This is a genomic window from Legionella sp. PATHC035, from assembly GCF_026191115.1.
In the GTDB taxonomy this organism is placed as follows: domain Bacteria; phylum Pseudomonadota; class Gammaproteobacteria; order Legionellales; family Legionellaceae; genus Legionella.
On record NZ_JAPHOT010000001.1, the window covers coordinates 1,782,688 to 1,800,260 of the forward strand.

Here is a 17,573-nt window from a genome sequence, read left to right on the forward strand (position 1 = left end):
AGCCACGGTTATGATGAGGTGAAGAATGCTGGGCATGGAGAAAGTGGCGAAAAAATTTAGAGCCAAAAAGGCCGAAAAAAAGCAAGGCAAAATTAAAGGGTTCTTGAAAAGTTTAATAGAGATACCTGTTAAAGAAAAGGACGCATTACAAGACCCCGCTGGAATAGATCAAGTAGAACAAGTTACTGAAGCTCAAGATTTTGTCGAACAAAAATCAATAGAAGATACTTTTGCAAGCAGTGAGCAAACGCGTTCGAGAGCTCAGTCAAATCCGGACAGGGAAAGACTGAGAGAGCTCGGTTATCGTACACGCTCCATCGATAAATTTTTTATGGGCTCAGCGCTACAATTGGAATCAAATAATACGAACGGAAACGAACAAGAACCCCAGTGGCAAGATTTAGAAACAGACGCTGATAGAAAAATATCTAAAACTGAACATAATAGACACAGTTATCCAGATACCTCTATTACCTCTTCTGATACCAGCAATGAGGGTAGTCTTAGCTCTAGCCCTGTAGCATTTTTTCAAGAAGTATTTGCGCTGGATCTTGAAGAGCATCTTGATCTCCCTTTGCATCCAGAAAAAAGACCAGAACAAGAAAAGGTTAAATTTAATCTTAGCCCTCTTCAACTGGATCAATTAGAGCTCAGAGAGCATGATTTTGTTCGCAAAAAAACCCCAAGATACCTTAGCCAACAAGTTGTTCAAAATCAGTCTAAAATTTCCTCAGAGTATTCTACTTTACCTCAAGCAGATGAAAAGAAAAAATCAAAATTTGATTCATTACCTTTTAGGCGTTCTAACTCCAAAATTAAAAAATCTCGTGAACGAAAAGATGTATTAACAATTGGCATCAATGATATTGATCCGTTTACAAGTTCCTCTGAATCAATAACTACTAATTCGGATTCATCAGATTATGAGAGCGAATACTGGAGTAAAGAAGATAGAGAAGAAGAAATAAAGCGTAACAAAATTGGCCGATCTGATAAATTCAAATCACAAACTTTATCCGCGTCTCATGAAAGAGAAGCAAACTTATTAGATAATCCTGATGTACCTCGGGTTGATAGTGCCGATATAGAGGGTTCTGATATTACAAATGGCCCTCAACATCAGGATGCGCAAACTGATTTTTCCGGTTTAACTGGAGACGAAAGTGCTGTGACAGATTGTTCTGAAATAACGGAAGGCTTTACAACTCCAAGAGTTGAATTTGATAAGCAATTGGACGAAGGAGCCAATGGACGAAGGCCATCAGGTAAACTTAAATCTGTAGTATCAAGTAGAGTGGTGGTTTTAACACCTCGCAAAGGCTCGCGTGCATCTCCTGGCTTCCATAAGCCTGATGAAAAACTGGTGAAAAAGTCAAACATAAAAATAAATTATCCGGGACAAGGATTATTTGGAGCAAAGCAGCAGGATGTAATCTCAGACGAGAATGAACTTGCACTCACCACACTTGGACCCACGGGGTCAGGCCTTGAATTGTGAATTTTTCATTAAAAGTAAATTAAATTCACAATTCGAGGCATGACCCCAAGAACTTTTACAGAATGGGCTGCACCTTTTTGAAGAGGAATATCAAGCCCGAAATCCGATACTGGTATTAAGAATGAGATGCCAATTAACACTCATTGGAGTTTTGCAGGATCAATATCTTTTATCTCTTTCCATACTTTATCCGCTTTTTCAATATTACCTGGTACGTCTTTCAACCACAGAGGTCGTGCGTCGGCCTTATTCAGATAAAGTTTACCCTTATAAACTAAAAAAGCTTCTGGATTGGTAAGATGTTTTTTGCCACGCGTCATAGCCATGGCGCAATAACCTCCATAAGCAGGGAGGTATTGTTCTGGATTAGCATCAAATAACTTCTTGTTTCCTTCACTAGCAAATAAATAAGTGACTCCATGAACCAAGCTATAAAAATCTCGACTTCCTTGTACTGGTTTATTTTGAGTATGGTAGGCCACGACATCGTAACCATTGGCACCAAAACTCTGAGTTGCAAAATCTGCCCAAGCTTGAACATTGAGTAGTAATAAGGTGACTCCAGCAAACAAGATTCCTATTTCTTTTCGGATATTCATAATAATGCCCCTTTCATATCATCGCGTTTTGGTCAGTGAATGTTCATTCCTCTTCAACGCACTCTCAATTAGAAGAAACCGCTTTGTGACACACTTTATTCAAAGCGGCCTCCATGTGCTTCAAGATACCCATTGCTTGTGGATCATGGAGATCATAAGCATGAGCAAGTGCTACAGGATTAGTAAAACTTAACCAGGTTTGGCCATCAGGATCGGTAGTCGCCATAATACGTAAAGGCAGATCCAATGCCATTGCAGGCTTGGCGTTCATAATACTCGTACCCTTAGCAGGATTTCCTATGATCAGTACCTGGGTGGCTTGTAACTTTTGCCCTGCCTTCGCTGCTTCGCCGCTGTGATCGATACGAGCAAACACTGTACCGCCTTGAGATTTAACGAGCGCTTCAACCCGATCTAAAGTTTCTTGAACTGAATAAGGACTTTGAATGGTGTCAGACCAAGAGGCTCCCATAGGTGCAGCAAGTTTAGTATCAAAAGCTCCTGCTACTTTACGACCCAAAATATCCAAATCAGTAATATCGCCTTTGTTGGCTAACAAGGTGACACATACTAATTCTGTGGGTGCAGTAAATCGACTTAAAAATGCAGAGTAACCCGGTACATTTCCTTTAATTTCCATCATACCTGGATGCCCAGGGAAAAACCAACCGCTATTTCCTGGTATCACTTTACCATTTTTTAATGTGACAGGATGATATAAAAATTCTCTGTCCTTAGGATCCTTTACCAAAATAGTACCGGCTAAAGCAATATCCCAGGTACTAATATCCTCAGCAGAAGCAATAAGCCCACTATTGGAAAATGTTGCAGTCCAACTAAGTGGTTTAGCTGGAACATTCGCTCCATTTTCATCCGAATAGCCTGAGGCCGGTTCGGTAGGATTAATCATCACAGGATCTTTTAAAAATTGGCTATGCTTGAAGGGATTTGTTCCATTATTCACCTCATTTTTCACGGTATTTATATTAGAAATAAAAAAAGTATGATGCAGACCGACCCTTTCAATTTGATTTTTAGTTACATATTCTTGGTAGGACATACCACTTGTTTTTTCAATAATTAATCCCAGTAGAAAAAAATCAGTCGCACTATTCGACGTTTGGGTTCCAGGAGTGAATAACAGTGCTTTATCTTTTATCAATGCAACAATTTGTGCAGGGGTGTATTCCTTACTAAAATCAAAATCACTGGCCTCAGTATAGTCCGGTAAACCAGAACTATGCGTCAATAAATCCCGAATGGTTATAGTACTCCACTTTTTGGGGATATAATCATCAGTAAGGTAAGTACCCAAGCCCTGCTCTAATTGCAGTTTTCCATCTTCTTTGAGTTGCATAATCGCAACAGCGGTATAAGCATTGGTCAACTGGCCAATATGAAACACCGTGTTAGTCGCTGCCAAACGTTTGGTTTGAGTATCAGCAAGTCCATATCCCACCACACGGGTAATATAAGGTGCTTGTACAATAGCTAATGACATACCAGGGATATTATGCTCTTTCATGAATTGAATGACCAAATCATCTACAGATTGCCCATGATATACCGTCTCAAAGTCTCCACGACCACTTCCTGAAAAACCGAGCGTGGGCACCATAGTGCCAATAACCCCCAAAGTTACCATTACTACTCGACTCAAACTTATAGGCAACATCCCACTCTCCTTTGATATTATTGTGCTTTAATCAGATGTTATTAATCGATAGATGTAACCGCACTGAATTAATATGATTTTTATATTAAATTTAGTTCAATTGATAGGATATGTCCAAAATACCTTTAACTAGCACGTATGGGGTCAGGCCCTGACCCCATTAATGCTCATTCATTGTGGTCGAGCAATTGCTCGAGCTTGTAGTAAAATAACTAATAATAGATGCTGTTGGGTCAATCGAATTAAAGAGCAAAATGGTATGACAATCGATTAAAAGTTAAACATTTTGCTCTAAAAATGAGAGCACAAAATACTTTTCTTGATTTACACGTCTTTTTCTTTAATATGATTATCACTATTTGGATCAAATCTGTTACAAAGCATACGAGGTTTGCTCTTCATTACAGTAATGTACTGCATATTAACGAACTTTTGGCAATTTTAATTGAAAAATAAAGCAATACTCATTTCAAGTATGGGTAACATTATAGAATGGTTTGATTTTGGGTTATTTATTTTTATGGCTCCAATCATTGGGGGCAAATTTTTTCCTCAAGAATCAGCAAGCACTGCAACTATTGACGCTTTAATGGTATTTGCAATTGGCTTTATTTGTCGTCCTATTGGCGGTATTTTTTTTGGTTATTTTGGAGACACTCGAGGCCGGGCAAAAACATTAAGAATTTCAATACTCATTATTACCCTATCCACCTTCTTAGTTGGCATTATTCCTACTTATAACGAGATAGGTGTATTCGCTCCGACCCTATTTGTTTTACTGCGATTAATTCAAGGATTATCCATAGGTGGTGAGTATAGCGGTATAATGATTTATCTGGCTGAATCAGCCTCACCTAAACATCGGGGATTTATTACAAGTTTTGCAGCAAGTGGAGCAAATTTGGGGTTTCTATTTGCAACATTAACATTAATAGTACTTAATTTATTTTTTTCTGTGGAAACTATCAATACGTGGGCCTGGCGAATACCTTTTCTTGTAGTAGGTATATTCGGTTCATTACTTACATATTATCGTTTTCAATTATCTGAAACCAAAGTGTACTCATATTTAAAAACAAATCATCTTATTGAAAATAGCCCATTTATTACTGGTATCAGATATGCCCCTTACCAACTCTTTAAAATTTTGGGACTTACTTGTATGAGTGCCACATTTTATTATTTTTTTGTTGGTTATATCGCCACCTATTTAGAACATTACATGGGTTTCCCCTTCAAAACAGCATTAACTTTTCAAACGGTCACATTAATTACCATGTTATTTATCGTTCCCATTGGAGGAGTTCTTGGAGATTATTTTAGTCGAAAAAAAATGATAGTTATCACAAGCCTAGCTATTCTATTATCCATTTTCCCTTGTTTTTATTTATTGCAATTTAAATCATTATTAATGACTTCTTTAGCTCTAGGGGTAGCAACCCTTCTTAGCTCCCTAGACCAAGGTAATACCATGACAGCCATTGTTGAAAATTGCCCTGAAAATATACGTTACAGCGTCATAGCCTTTTCATACAATTTAGGAAATGCCTTATTTGGTGGGACTACCCCGCTAATTGTTACCCTGCTTGTAAACAATATTAGTCCTACAGCCCCCTCATATTATCTATTTTTTATGACCGTTATAGGTTTGATTACAGCAATAACATTGCTTCCAAATAATCAATCCAGGGAGGCAATTTCCTCAGTACGGCCCCAAGATCTATCACTTTTGCCCATATCAAGCAAAACTAATAAGTAAGTGCAAAATCTGGAGGTATTGGGCTTAAATTTTGTAAATAAAAAGCACGAGACATATAGGGTCAGCTGACGGTGCCGTGTTTGTGCCGCAAAATTATTTGTTGCTATAGACTGATTAATAGATCAGTATACAGCAACGCAGACCTACCAAAATGTCAGGTTTATTGTAATAGATCAATTCATTTTGACTACGAAAAAATTTAAGTTACTTATTGAGTAAAAGTCCAATCAGACCCAAGTTCATCATCTTTATTATCCTCCTCTTCACCAGGTGTCTCTGGAGCGTCCTTTTGTGACGATTTGCCATAAATTCTAGCCTCAATAAACTGTTGATTATCAAAGGCTCTGGCTAAGCGTCCAGCGCTAAAATCGGCCATTTCAGCATAAGACGTTTCGAATGTCATCCGGGTAACCTCTTTATCTGCTGCATTTCGAATTACTTCATTCCGTGCACCAGCAAACCAAGTGTTAAATTTAAAGGCCAAAGTATCAATGAATTGTAATAAAGCATGAAGTACTCTATTTTGTTTTTCATCTTCTTGAGCCTCATCTATAGTTTTGTGAACGTATGGGGTCAGGCCCTGACCCCATTAATGGGGAAATTATTTCCTGATCCCATAGTTTGATTGCATAAATTCAGAATCAAAGGGTTGAGATACCAATTCATTCTCTTGCTCTTTTTTTTGGTAATAGGTCAATTTTGCTTCCGGATTTAATACCCAGAGATAAGAATTTGCGGCACCTTCAAGCCCTTGAAATGGTGATTGTTCCTTAAAAACAAAATCGTTATACGTGCATGAACCTATTAAGGTTTTTTTATTTTCCATAGGACCAATAGTGCCCTTTTCATTTCTATCGTTAGTAAATTCACAATACATGAAACCAAAACCTCTTTTTTCAGATAACTTCATGGCTTCATTATTTACTTTTTTGGATAATCCACATCCATGATAGTGAGCATCAACAGCGGTAATAAATAAATGAGAAATATTATTTTTTACAAATTGTTTTCCCTCAAAATAATGAATACCCAGTTTTTCTAATAAACTAAAAATAGTTTCGAATTTTGGATCAAATTCAGAAAAGTCCAAGGGATCTGGAGTGAAAATATCTTCTACGATTGCACAAGCCACAATTTTCTTTCCGTCACAAGCAACGATACTAAGACCATCTACGATAGCTTTTTCCACAACTTTTTGTGCAAAAGGCTTAAACTGAGCCGGTTCTATCCCAAGATGTTTAGTCATAGGCTCGTACTCACAAAATGAGCTCGTAAATAAATCTACAACTGCATCCATGTGTTCCAATTTTAAAGTTTCATATTGGAACCGCTCATTTGTTGCAAAAAAACCACTCGTTGCTTGGGAAGGGGTTTGCGATGTAATTTTAAGAAACATTTCCTTTACCTTGTTAAAATTAATTTACTGACTAGAGTAATGAGTAACAAGATGTCTAACTAGGGTAATTTTACCCCTGGTTTAATTGAAAAAGTCTTGTTCTTCGCTTTGGGCAATCGGCGTAGACCTCTAGAGTCAAAGAGCCAAGTTATTTTTCGAGAATTTTTGAGATTAATTGTGCTCGCGAATAACATCCTAATTTATCTTTAACGGCCTCAAGATAATGGCCTACTGTGCGTGGAGAAAGATTCAAAATATTGGCAATTTGTTTGATAGACATGCCTTTTGTTAAATAATATACACATTCTGCTTGGCGTTTACTAAGACCATGTGAAGTAATTTCATCCATTGTTGGACAATTTATATGAGAATGATTTAGAGCTTGATCGGCAAAGAATGATGAAAAGACGTCATCACTTTCAAATTCCATCGCAATGCATATAGTCCCAACTACTTTTTTAGAGCGCAAGCACAGCGGCCACTTATAACTCAGTGCTCTTCCCACCTCTCCATTGGTCAATTTACCCGTTTCAATTGCTATTTTAGGCTTAGCATGATGTATCACTTGTTTGTCATTGAGTCTAAAATTTGGAGCAGAGGCCGCCCAGCATAGATCAAAATCAGTACAGCCCAAAATATCTTTAGAGCCGTTAAAACCTAAACTTTGAGCTAGCTTTTCACTGCACCCAAGATAGGCCCCATTTTCATTTTTCCAAAATAGATGTACGGGCGTGTTATCCAAAAAATTGATATCGAGGGTATCAAACAGTTCGGGATCAGATATTTTCATGAGCTGCTGTATGAAACCAAGCATGAAAGGCCAAGGTCCGGTAAATTGTAAGACGTATACTTTAATATCTATTTGAATAGATGACAATTAATGACATCGAGAGGTAACGTCTTCTATTTTTCCAACAATAAAACCATTGTCAGTTTGAATGCGGTGCTTAAGCCTTAGACTAACATTGACTTTAATACCAGCAACAAAAAATTAACACGAGACATATAGGGTCAATAGAAAGAAAAAGGGATGCTTCTTTCGAAAAAGAAGCTAAAGCAATGGCACAAAGTCAATTGGAAATAGAACTCGTTTCTTAGAAACTTAATTTAATGAATATTCCTGACTCCAAGTCTTGAGATATTCCAAAGTATTTACCCATATGGGGAAGATGAGAAACTGACTACCTGTAAATGAAACTCAAAAATTAATTTTGTTGGTTCATTAGAGAATAGTTTTTGATGCAGGAGCCGTGTGGATTGCATATCCAGCCCAAACTGGCAATGAAAACTCGGCCGTTCTTTTTAGGCATGAGATAACACAGGAAACATCACTTTATTTTCAACAAAAATTCTATCCTTATCTTGCTGAATAAAAAGGACATCATCCCCAATATTTTCTTTTATTTCATAAGAAGTACAATCTTTTGGAGTAAATCCGAATAGAACTTCATTGATGCTTGAATCACATAATGAATGTATTATTTCATCTAATCCCACCTGGGTTTTTCCAAATATGTCTAACAAATGAAGTTGATTATGATTGAATTTCGCAACTACGATAACATCTAGTTCTTGAATATAATAGACATTATCTTTTAAAAATTGCACACAAGAAAACATAACAAGATCAGCATTCTCCTTCATAAAGAGCGCCCCAAAGCCTTGGTTGTTTTTTGCATAATCATAGAGCTTATCTCTGTTTGATTGAACCTGCATATCTAATTTGGAAAAGTTTGCACGTTTGATAGGGTTTTCCACTCGTTTGAAAAAGGAATATTCTTTTACTTTCACAAAACCAAATTTTGGATAAAGCTCTAATGCTGAAGGATTAGCATAAAGATAAATAAAGTTGCATTTCTGATTCCATTCAGACAATACATGTTCCATCAAAAATCGACTCAATCCTTTATTTTTATACGCCTCATCGGTCATGACTGTGCCGATTTGAATATATCGCTGCTGGTGACCTAATACCTGAAAATTCATTATGTTGACCGAAACATTAGCTACTGCCCTGTCTCCATAAAACAGAGTATAAGGTATGTATTTTTCATTCCAATATCCTGCTTGATACCAATCTTCAAATGAAATACCAAAAGTTTTTTTTGCTAAATTATTTAACTGAGCTCTGTAGTTATCTTCTTTTTGGTATCCTATGAGAAAGGTATACTCTTTATTGTTCAAAGTTATTTTCATATAAAATCTCTTAATTTTATTTATAACTGAGTCTTTATTAAACTAATTTGGCGTGTATTTTACGGATATATGTAGATAATGATAGAGCGACGGTTAAAAGTTGTGTATGGTCCAAAAAGATCAGGCAGCTTTCCCCTTCTCTACGGAACCATTTTGTTTGATTTCTCTGATACCATCGACGAATTTTACACCACACACGCACATATAGGCTCAGGCCTTGAATTGTGAATTTTTCATTAAAAGTTAATTAAACTCACAATTCAAGGCTGGACCCCATTAGCTGTAAAGGGTCCAGGGGATCAAATTTGATGGTATTTTTAAACGCTGGAATTATAGAGTTTGCCCCATACAAATTGGATCGCGAATGTTCCAAAAACGGGAAATTATTTCGCTCACGTCCCTTAGCTTAAAAATATATACTATATTTTATGAGAGAAAGATTGGAAAAAGTCTTTTAATTCATAAGCTCATTTTCACTATAGGTTAAAGCTCTGGGCAGAGGGAGGTAGAAATGACTACTGCAGGGGTATACTATAAAGAGTGCCCTAGAGGTATGACTCATGACGAATGGGCTGCACGTGTCGATTTAGCTGCACTCTATCGTCTTGTTGCCTGGAAAGGTTGGGACGATCTGATCTTCACTCACATATCAATGCGAGTACCTGGAAGCAAACACCATTACCTGCTAAGCCCATTCGGTTTAATGTTTGAAGAAGTGACCGCTTCAAGCCTGATGAAGGTTGATGTAGAAGGTCATGTTATTGAGTCGGAAAGCAAAATGATCAATCCAGCAGCTTTTACCATCCACAGTGCAATCTATAAGGCACGTGACGATGCAAAATGCGTTATCCATCTTCATACCTTAGATGGTGTTGCGCTCTCTGTGTGCGCAGAAGGGCTATTACCACTGACGCAGAATGCCATGATCATTAGTGGCGAGCTTGCTTATCATGACTATGAAGGTATTGTGCTTGATTCTCAGGAAGGGGAAAAGCTGGTTGCTGATTTAGGCTCCAAACATCTCATGCTGCTTCGCAATCACGGAACCTTAGCGGTGGGACCTAACTGTGGGGCTGCCTGGTTACTGATTTACTACTTAGAATCTGCGTGCTCGATGCAGTTACGCGCCACAACCCATAGCAGAGAACTGAATAAACCGATACAGGGTATCCCTGAAAAAGTTCATAAAATGAGTCGCGCTTGGTACGATGGAACCTTGGGTACGTTTGCCTGGCCTACTTTTCTGCGAAAACTTGACCGCATTGATCCTAGGTACCGAACCTAAAGAAACCTACGTATGAAAACATATACCACTTTAGAACAAGGCATTCATTTTCTTACCAGAAAACATACCTCAATTCCTACGCAAGAGCTTAAAGGCGAATGCGCCTGGAAGGCTAAGGAAATTGGAAGTCCTGAAACATTCGCACATCATTTGTCTTTAGCCGAAATCAACGCTATAGATACTTTAGTTGATGAAGTCGAAGCATTAAATATCAGGCTTGATGAAATCGGGCCAGGTGACTGGGGTAATGTCAAGTTACAATTACTTGTTGATGAATGTTGCACTGCATTGTTTCAAGGTCGAGGCTTTGTGCTGATCCGCGGTATTCCGATTGAGCGTTGGTCCCTAGCACGCGCTAAACTATTCATGGCAATTTTCGGCAGTCAATTTGGCCATTTAGGCATCCAAAACCCTCAAAATGACCTCATTGGCGAAGTATGTAATCACCCCGAGGTAAATATCAACTATGCACGGAATTACCTCACAAACCAGGAGTTTCGTCCTCATTGCGACGGCGCTGACCTAGTCGGACTCCTTACCATCCGACCTGCGGCACAAGGTGGGGAAAGTCGCTTGACGAGTTCCGTTTCTGTATTCAATGCATTACTCAACGAGTCACCACATCTGATACACCGATTGTTTGAGCCTGTATTACTCGACTTACGCAACGAACAAGCTCCAGGAACTCCCCCAGTTGTCTGGATAACACCTTGTGCACACCATGAGGGTCAACTGAAAACGGTTTATCTCTCAGATTATTTCCGCAGTGCAGACCGTCATCCGGGAGTTACAATTGATCCTGAAGCAAAAATTTTGTTTAACGTATATGATCGCCTTGCCACTCACCCTGATCTTGAATTACGCTTCACTCTGAAAGCAGGGGATTTACTGATTATCAATAACCACGTTATCCTCCATGCACGTGATGCATTTGTCGATGTACCCCATGCGAAACGCCTTCTGCTTCGTTTCCTCGTATCCTCCAATCGCTAATTTGATAAATTTTTGGACTTTGGAATATCCCTGACACTCAGCGTAGATACTCAGTTGATTATCGACAGTATAAATTTGTAAATACTTAACTCGTTTTAGAAGCAAAAAGATATTTAATTAACAAAGCTAAGAAATGGATTGATAATCAAATTAAATCAGGGACACTTAGAGCAATCAAATAATACTCAATGGTGCCGTACGGGTCAGGCCTTGGATTGTGAATCTTCTCCTGACATGTTTTTTTAACCCATTTCATCTGAGCGTCAATAGAAGCCTCAATCTTTAATTGAAATTCACAATTCAAGGCATGACCCCATTGATTTTGAACCTTGATTAATGGATAAGGCATGTAAGCTGAGCTGCCCAGCGCATAATGTTGCGTGTTACTAGAAATTGATAAATTAAAAACATAATATTAACTCAAGTATTAGCAGTTCATCAGAGTACCTGCTAGGCTTTGCAGCCCAGCCTACGTTTGCTGAAACAACAAATAAAAAAGGATTTGCTATCATGAGCAATTGTAGCCCCCATCGTCTTTCTTTTTTAGATAGGTATTTAACTTTCTGGATTTTCCTGACTATGGCGGCAGGTGTTGGTGTCGGTTCATTTTTTCCCAGAGCACCACTATTTATCAATTCATTATCTATTGGCTCTACCAATATCCCTATTGCACTTGGACTGATTTTAATGATGTACCCTCCTCTTGCCCGGGTTAAATATGAGGAGTTACCTCTAGTATTTAAAGATTGGCACATCTTGTTATTGTCCTTAATTCAAAATTGGCTTGTTGGACCATTTCTCATGTTTGGGCTGGCTGTTTTATTCTTGCATAGCTACCCTGAATATATGACTGGACTCATTCTCATTGGGTTAGCGCGGTGTATTGCCATGGTAATTGTCTGGAATCAGCTGGCTGAGGGCGATAATCAGTATGTTGCAGCCTTAGTCGCGTTTAACAGCATTTTCCAACTATTATTTTTTACCATCTACGCTTGGTTTTTTCTCACTATCTTACCAACTTTGGTAGGTATGGCTGGACAAATAATTCACATCAATTTTATAACCATTGCGGAAAGTGTATTTATTTATCTTGGGATTCCCTTTTTTGCCGGATTTCTAACCCGCTTTATATTGATAAAGAAAAAAGGGCTGACTTGGTATGAAACACATTTTTTACCCAAAATTTCTCCTATTACCTTAGTTGCTTTGCTTTTTACAGTTTTGGCAATGTTTTCTTTGAAAGGAGCTATGGTTTTACAACTTCCACTGGATGTAATACGTATTGCAATTCCCTTGACACTTTATTTTATTGTTATGTTCTTCATTAGTTTTGCAATGGGTAAGATAATTGGTGCTAATTATGAAAAAACAACTGCAGCATCTTTTACAGCAGCAAGTAATAATTTTGAACTGGCTATTGCTGTAGCAATAGCCACATTCGGACTAAATTCTGGTATTGCTTTTACTACAGTCATTGGTCCGCTGGTTGAAGTTCCCGTTCTTATTTCATTAGTGAATGTTGCCTTTAGGCTAAAGCGTTCCTGGTTTTCAAAAGGAAATCTGGAACCGAAAAAATAGATATCCTCTGCCATTAAAATACTCAATCTTGCACCACTTATTTTATCTGTAACAATTGGTTCACATCCTGCTTTTTTAAGCGCATCAAGTTGCAAGTCTACATTTTGCTCATGTGTTGATACTCTGGCATACCCTAGTCTGATTATTATTTCTTGTTGTTCAGAACGGCTAAAAAATAGATTAAAATGAACTTTGATTTATGTATGGGGTTTTCGAACTTGTTTTCGCAGTGAATTACAATTTTAAACATCTATTTTGAGCGTTCACAAACCCAGCGTTTTATGGAATAGAATGTTAAGAAGATAATTGAAATTTACTAAAGAATAAGTCCAAATAAACCCTTTGAAATGAAAACACAAATTAAATTCCATATATCAAAGATTTATATGGTGGAGCCGGCGGGGATCGAACCCGCTACCATAGTATTTTAGCTTTTTATGAAAGACCACCAAAGACCATGAAAAACACGTTAATTCTAGCTTATTGCCTTTTTTCTAAAATGCCTTTCATGGTCTGTTATTGTCTGCAGATGGTGCCGTTTTGGAGTCGCAAAAATTATTAGCTACCTTTCGCCACTTCTTCCCGCGTTGACTTTGTTGAGACTCTGTTTATCGCTTAAATTAGTACCAGCTGCTACTAATCTAGTTTCAGTGTTTCCTTAATCAAGAGCGGCCTCAAACATTCTATTTCTCATTTTAGCTTTTGGTTATCTCTTTGAAAGAAGATATCGAGGGCGATTTGGTAGAGCTGAACCAACTATAGCTCGGAATGATTTGACAAAATTATCAGGGGCAAGAGTGATACAGTAAATTTTTTCCTTCATATTAATCAAAAGTTAGGATTTTTTTCAGTTTAGAATGATAAACCAACACGCCCGAATATTGATTAGGGTTAAGTACTTCATCACCCAGAAAAGAAGGGAATAAGCCCATCCCCCGCACGCCGCGAACCCAAGTTCTTTGCAAGTGCATTCTGCAGCAAAAGGCGTTATGATAAAAATAGTAGTTTATCAAAAAACTTGCATTAGAAAGAGGATAAGAGATCAATGACAGGAAAAAGTAATCCATTTAAGATCATCAAGAAAGTATTGCCTGTAACCACCTTTGCCATTTTAACCCAGAGTGTTCTCGCTGCTACTCCCCTCGGCCACGGGATCTATTATGACGAACAACAAATCCAAAAACTGGCGCAGAAATATCCTAGCCGCGTTTCAAAGGACGCAGGGTACCCATTGATTAATAATTACTCTACCCTGAAGTCTGATTTTAAAGGCAGTCATTTTGGTTTGAGTAACAAACCAATTACCACAGGTCATTGGTGGACACCGCTGCTTGCAGTCGATAAGCCCATAGGGCAGATGCAAAACTCAGACTACTTAAATCCCTCGCTCTTACTTCCTAATCCTTTGACAGTGCGTTTAACCGAAAAGGGGATTTCAATAGGAATCCCTTTGCAAAATGCGAAAGTAGATAATGTACATGTGGACAGAGGGTACGATAATACTCTTGATGTTACGGTTACCACTGGTGATCTCATAGGTACGGCACCTTTGGTCGCCGATTACTCCGATTGGATGGTCACTGTAGGCTGGGCAAATAACAACGTTCCTCTGCTTTCTGCAAGTGTGATTGAAGGCTCTCCATTTATATTTGTTGAAAAGAAAAACAATCAGACAACGTCTTATTTACAGATTAATAATTCACAAGATGCAAAATTGATAAGCCAAGAAAAAGGGATGAGTCTTTTCAAGACAAAGAATGCATCTGACCAACGTTATCGTTATTACGCCTACTTTTCAAATCCAGATGCTGCAATTTCTCCATGGAAGACCAGCTCAGGTGCTGTAATTACGCCAGTAAACCAAGGCGGAAGTGGAACTATTACTCCAAATACTGCAATTCAAAATTCAGACTCCAACCGCTTTTTTTCTGTAGCGGCTATTCCTGCTGATTCGGATGCATCAGCCCTCAACGTCGCCAGTTTATATAAACCCTATGCCGCTACATTTATAAAAAATACCTGGATTTCATATGAATATGATAAGAAGAATTCCAATGTGATAACTCACTTTAATTTTGATGCACAAACGGTTTATGCAAATGGTTCTTTAAAACAACAACCGCTGGTTTTACTTTATCCTTGGCAGGTTAAAAATCTAAATTCTTCTGAAAAAGCAAACTGTATATTCCAGGACAATTGTACCGGGAGCCTCGGCACCATTCAGACCTTGAAAGGTACGATGCATTCTTTTGCAGTACCAGCAGGTACTGAAGCAAAATTCTCGTTTACTACTGAAGTACCCTTTCATGGCGTTTTACCTGTTTTACCCAATCACCTGAGTCCAGCAGAGGTGGAGAAAATAGGCGGCTACTCGTTTACATTACCCCCTGATCCCCATTTAGATGCTAAAAATCCCTGGACCGATACTTATGCAACTGGAAAGTTGTTATCCAGAGAAGCTCAGCTTATTAAAATAGCTCATGTATTAATGGAGGCATCCCCTTCCCCTTCTACCTCACCTTATAAAAAAATAAGAGATGATCTATTAAGTGATCTTAAAAAACAGGTAACTAGCTTTCTCACGGGTCTAGATTTCACTGATCCTTGTCCTGGCGGAACCTCTGATTGTATTCGCCCGGAAGGAAGTTGGTTTTACTCCTATAATCCACAATGGAATACGATGATAGGTTTTCCCAGCGGCTTCTTTACAGCGACTACTTTAACTGATCATCCTTTCCACTGGGGCTATCTTGTAGACGGTGCAGCAACCATTGCCCAATTTGATAAAACCTGGGCTCAAGAGTATGGGGCTATGGTGAACTTAATCATTCGAGATATTAGTAACTATAAATATCCAGACAATTCAGGTGAAACCACCCAATTCCCACACTTTCGAAGTTTCGATCCTTATGCGGGTTTATCCTCTGCCCTTGGAATGCCTTATAGCTTTGATAATGTAAATGAGGAAGACAGTGCGGAATTTATGAATTTTGCTCAAGCGATCATTCTTTGGGGTCTTAATACTGAAGGAGTGACTTTCGAAGGCGATACCACTTCCCCACAAACATTAATGGAAACGGGCTTATATCTATACACCACTGAAGAACAAGGTTTAAACCATTACCATTTTAATCAAAATCCTAATTCTGGGGTTTTTCCAAATGGCTGGTCCAATACAAGCTCCGGGCAGAACTATTTACTGGTGGGTAATGTATGGGGAGGTAAGCTTGACCGTTCTACCTATTTCTGTGCAGCTCAGCCTTGCTACTACCAGAATCTCGCATCCAATACATTACCTATCAGTGCCGGAAGCCTATATCTGGGTTCTGATCCCCACTTTGTGGTGCGAGCCTATACTGAAGATGCTAAAAATCCCTGCTCAGGTGATGCATCCAATTCAGCTTATTGTGGCACTTTATTAAAATACTTAGCCTTAGGCGACCCTGCTAATGCATCGTTGTACTACACTCGTTATTTCGATGAACAAGCAAATACCCCCGATCCGGGAGAATCTAAGCCAAGTATCTATTATTGGATTCAAAATTTGAAATCACTCGGGACACTAAATACCTCTATAAGCGCCGATTCCCCTGCATATGCTGCTTTTGGCACTGGGGATACTTTGTATGTGGCCGCTTATAATAATGGAACTGCAAACAAAACGGTTAATTTCTACCAAAATGGCACCTTCCTGTGCCATCTGGAAAACATAGTACCTGGCCAAATCGCAGGAAGTATTTGCAATAAGGTAGATCCGCCACCTCCTGCAGCTCAATTTTCTTATATGGTTTATGTTGGATACCCCTTTAGCCCCGTGCTGATCAATAAAGAGATTACATGTCCTGATCCGGTCACAAAACAACCTGCCTGTTTAGCTACCAACAATGCAAACGCTACAATGACAATTGCAGGAAGTAATGGTCATCTCTGTACTTTAGCAATTCGAACAGATGGGGGAGTCACTGTAATTACGGATAACTCCAAAGGATGTTACATTAATTCAACACCCGCAACCCCAGATAAACCAGGAAATATCAACCTGCCTGGTGGATTTTAGCACCCAAAGTAAATGTTCATCTAAAAGGGGCATTCATGCAATGCCCTTTTTAAAAATCTAGCCCTTATCTCATTCACATTAAATTTTATTTTTTGTCATTTCCTTGAGTTGCCGAAAGCATTAGTATTTGAACTTATAGTTTGTAGAACGTCATAGTATTTGTTAAAACTTGGTGGATAATTAAACTGCCCGGGGAATATTTTCAGTTTTTTATGAGAATGGGCTCTTTACGGTAGATAAGGTATATATAAACCCTTTGAGAACACGGAAATAATCTATATTTGTATAAATAACTATAAATCAATAAGTTAATTGGTGTGGCGACGGGAATCGAACCCGTTACTAAGAATTTCTGGTAGATTCGTAAAACAATGAAAGATTATAAAACACCATATAAAATCAAGTCTAAAGGTAGATCGGTAATTGTTATTTTTTGTCTTTAGTTGTCATTAATTGTCAGCAGATAAACCCGCAATAAACCCTTTGATCTAATTTAATGTTTAGCTATTCTCGTTATACTAAATAGATAATAGAATC

Annotated in this window: 12 protein-coding genes and 1 pseudogene; 6 read left to right on the forward strand and 7 right to left on the reverse strand. The window is 38.3% G+C overall.

What is annotated here, in order from left to right; all coding sequences use genetic code 11:
- Positions 1–43 precede the first annotated feature (43 nt).
- Complete coding sequence (locus OQJ13_RS07875) at positions 44–1,498, forward strand: hypothetical protein (RefSeq protein WP_265710330.1); 1,455 nt, start codon at positions 44–46, stop codon at positions 1,496–1,498.
- 140 nt (positions 1,499–1,638) lie between these two features.
- Here OQJ13_RS07875 and OQJ13_RS07880 read toward each other — a convergent pair whose 3' ends face one another.
- On the reverse strand, positions 1,639–2,097 hold the full coding sequence (locus tag OQJ13_RS07880; protein ID WP_265710331.1) for a YHS domain-containing (seleno)protein: 459 nt from the start codon (positions 2,095–2,097) through the stop codon (positions 1,639–1,641).
- Positions 2,098–2,161: 64 nt separating this feature from the next.
- On the reverse strand, positions 2,162–3,772 hold the full coding sequence (locus OQJ13_RS07885) for a serine hydrolase (RefSeq protein WP_265710332.1): 1,611 nt from the start codon (positions 3,770–3,772) through the stop codon (positions 2,162–2,164).
- A gap of 445 nt (positions 3,773–4,217) precedes the next feature.
- Here OQJ13_RS07885 and OQJ13_RS07890 point away from each other — a divergent pair, with 445 nt between their 5' ends.
- The gene (locus OQJ13_RS07890; protein WP_265710333.1) at positions 4,218–5,531 is read left to right on the forward strand and encodes an MFS transporter; all 1,314 of its coding nucleotides are present in this window, start codon (positions 4,218–4,220) and stop codon (positions 5,529–5,531) included.
- Between the two features lie 208 nt (positions 5,532–5,739).
- Here OQJ13_RS07890 and OQJ13_RS07895 read toward each other — a convergent pair whose 3' ends face one another.
- From OQJ13_RS07895 to OQJ13_RS07910, 4 genes are all read right to left on the reverse strand, one after another.
- Positions 5,740–5,934 carry a hypothetical protein gene (locus OQJ13_RS07895; protein ID WP_265710334.1) on the reverse strand — a complete coding sequence of 65 codons (195 nt, stop codon included), beginning with the start codon at positions 5,932–5,934 and terminating at the stop codon, positions 5,740–5,742.
- 198 nt (positions 5,935–6,132) lie between these two features.
- The gene (locus OQJ13_RS07900) at positions 6,133–6,828 is read right to left on the reverse strand and encodes a hypothetical protein (protein WP_265710335.1); all 696 of its coding nucleotides are present in this window, start codon (positions 6,826–6,828) and stop codon (positions 6,133–6,135) included.
- A gap of 247 nt (positions 6,829–7,075) precedes the next feature.
- On the reverse strand, positions 7,076–7,717 hold the full coding sequence (locus tag OQJ13_RS07905) for a helix-turn-helix transcriptional regulator (RefSeq protein ID WP_265710336.1): 642 nt from the start codon (positions 7,715–7,717) through the stop codon (positions 7,076–7,078).
- A gap of 512 nt (positions 7,718–8,229) precedes the next feature.
- Positions 8,230–9,123: a GNAT family N-acetyltransferase gene (locus OQJ13_RS07910; RefSeq protein WP_265710337.1), complete on the reverse strand. Its 894-nt coding sequence runs from the start codon at positions 9,121–9,123 to the stop codon at positions 8,230–8,232.
- 511 nt (positions 9,124–9,634) lie between these two features.
- Between OQJ13_RS07910 and OQJ13_RS07915 the strand changes: the two genes are divergently transcribed.
- From OQJ13_RS07915 to arsB, 3 genes are all read left to right on the forward strand, one after another.
- Positions 9,635–10,408, forward strand: coding sequence for a class II aldolase/adducin family protein (locus tag OQJ13_RS07915; protein WP_265710338.1), 774 nt, complete (start codon positions 9,635–9,637; stop codon positions 10,406–10,408).
- Between the two features lie 12 nt (positions 10,409–10,420).
- Entirely contained in the window at positions 10,421–11,401 is a 981-nt protein-coding gene (locus OQJ13_RS07920; RefSeq protein ID WP_265710339.1) for a TauD/TfdA family dioxygenase, read from the forward strand.
- 510 nt (positions 11,402–11,911) lie between these two features.
- Entirely contained in the window at positions 11,912–12,979 is a 1,068-nt protein-coding gene (gene arsB, locus OQJ13_RS07925; protein ID WP_265710340.1) for an ACR3 family arsenite efflux transporter, read from the forward strand.
- A gap of 38 nt (positions 12,980–13,017) precedes the next feature.
- Here arsB and OQJ13_RS07930 read toward each other — a convergent pair.
- A pseudogene (locus OQJ13_RS07930) lies at positions 13,018–13,176 on the reverse strand (recombinase family protein); the annotation flags it as partial.
- 848 nt (positions 13,177–14,024) lie between these two features.
- Between OQJ13_RS07930 and OQJ13_RS07935 the strand changes: the two are divergent.
- Positions 14,025–17,036 (forward strand): glycosyl hydrolase, encoded by a 3,012-nt coding sequence (locus tag OQJ13_RS07935; RefSeq protein ID WP_265710341.1) that lies wholly within the window; start codon positions 14,025–14,027, stop codon positions 17,034–17,036.
- The last annotated feature ends 537 nt before the right edge of the window (positions 17,037–17,573 follow it).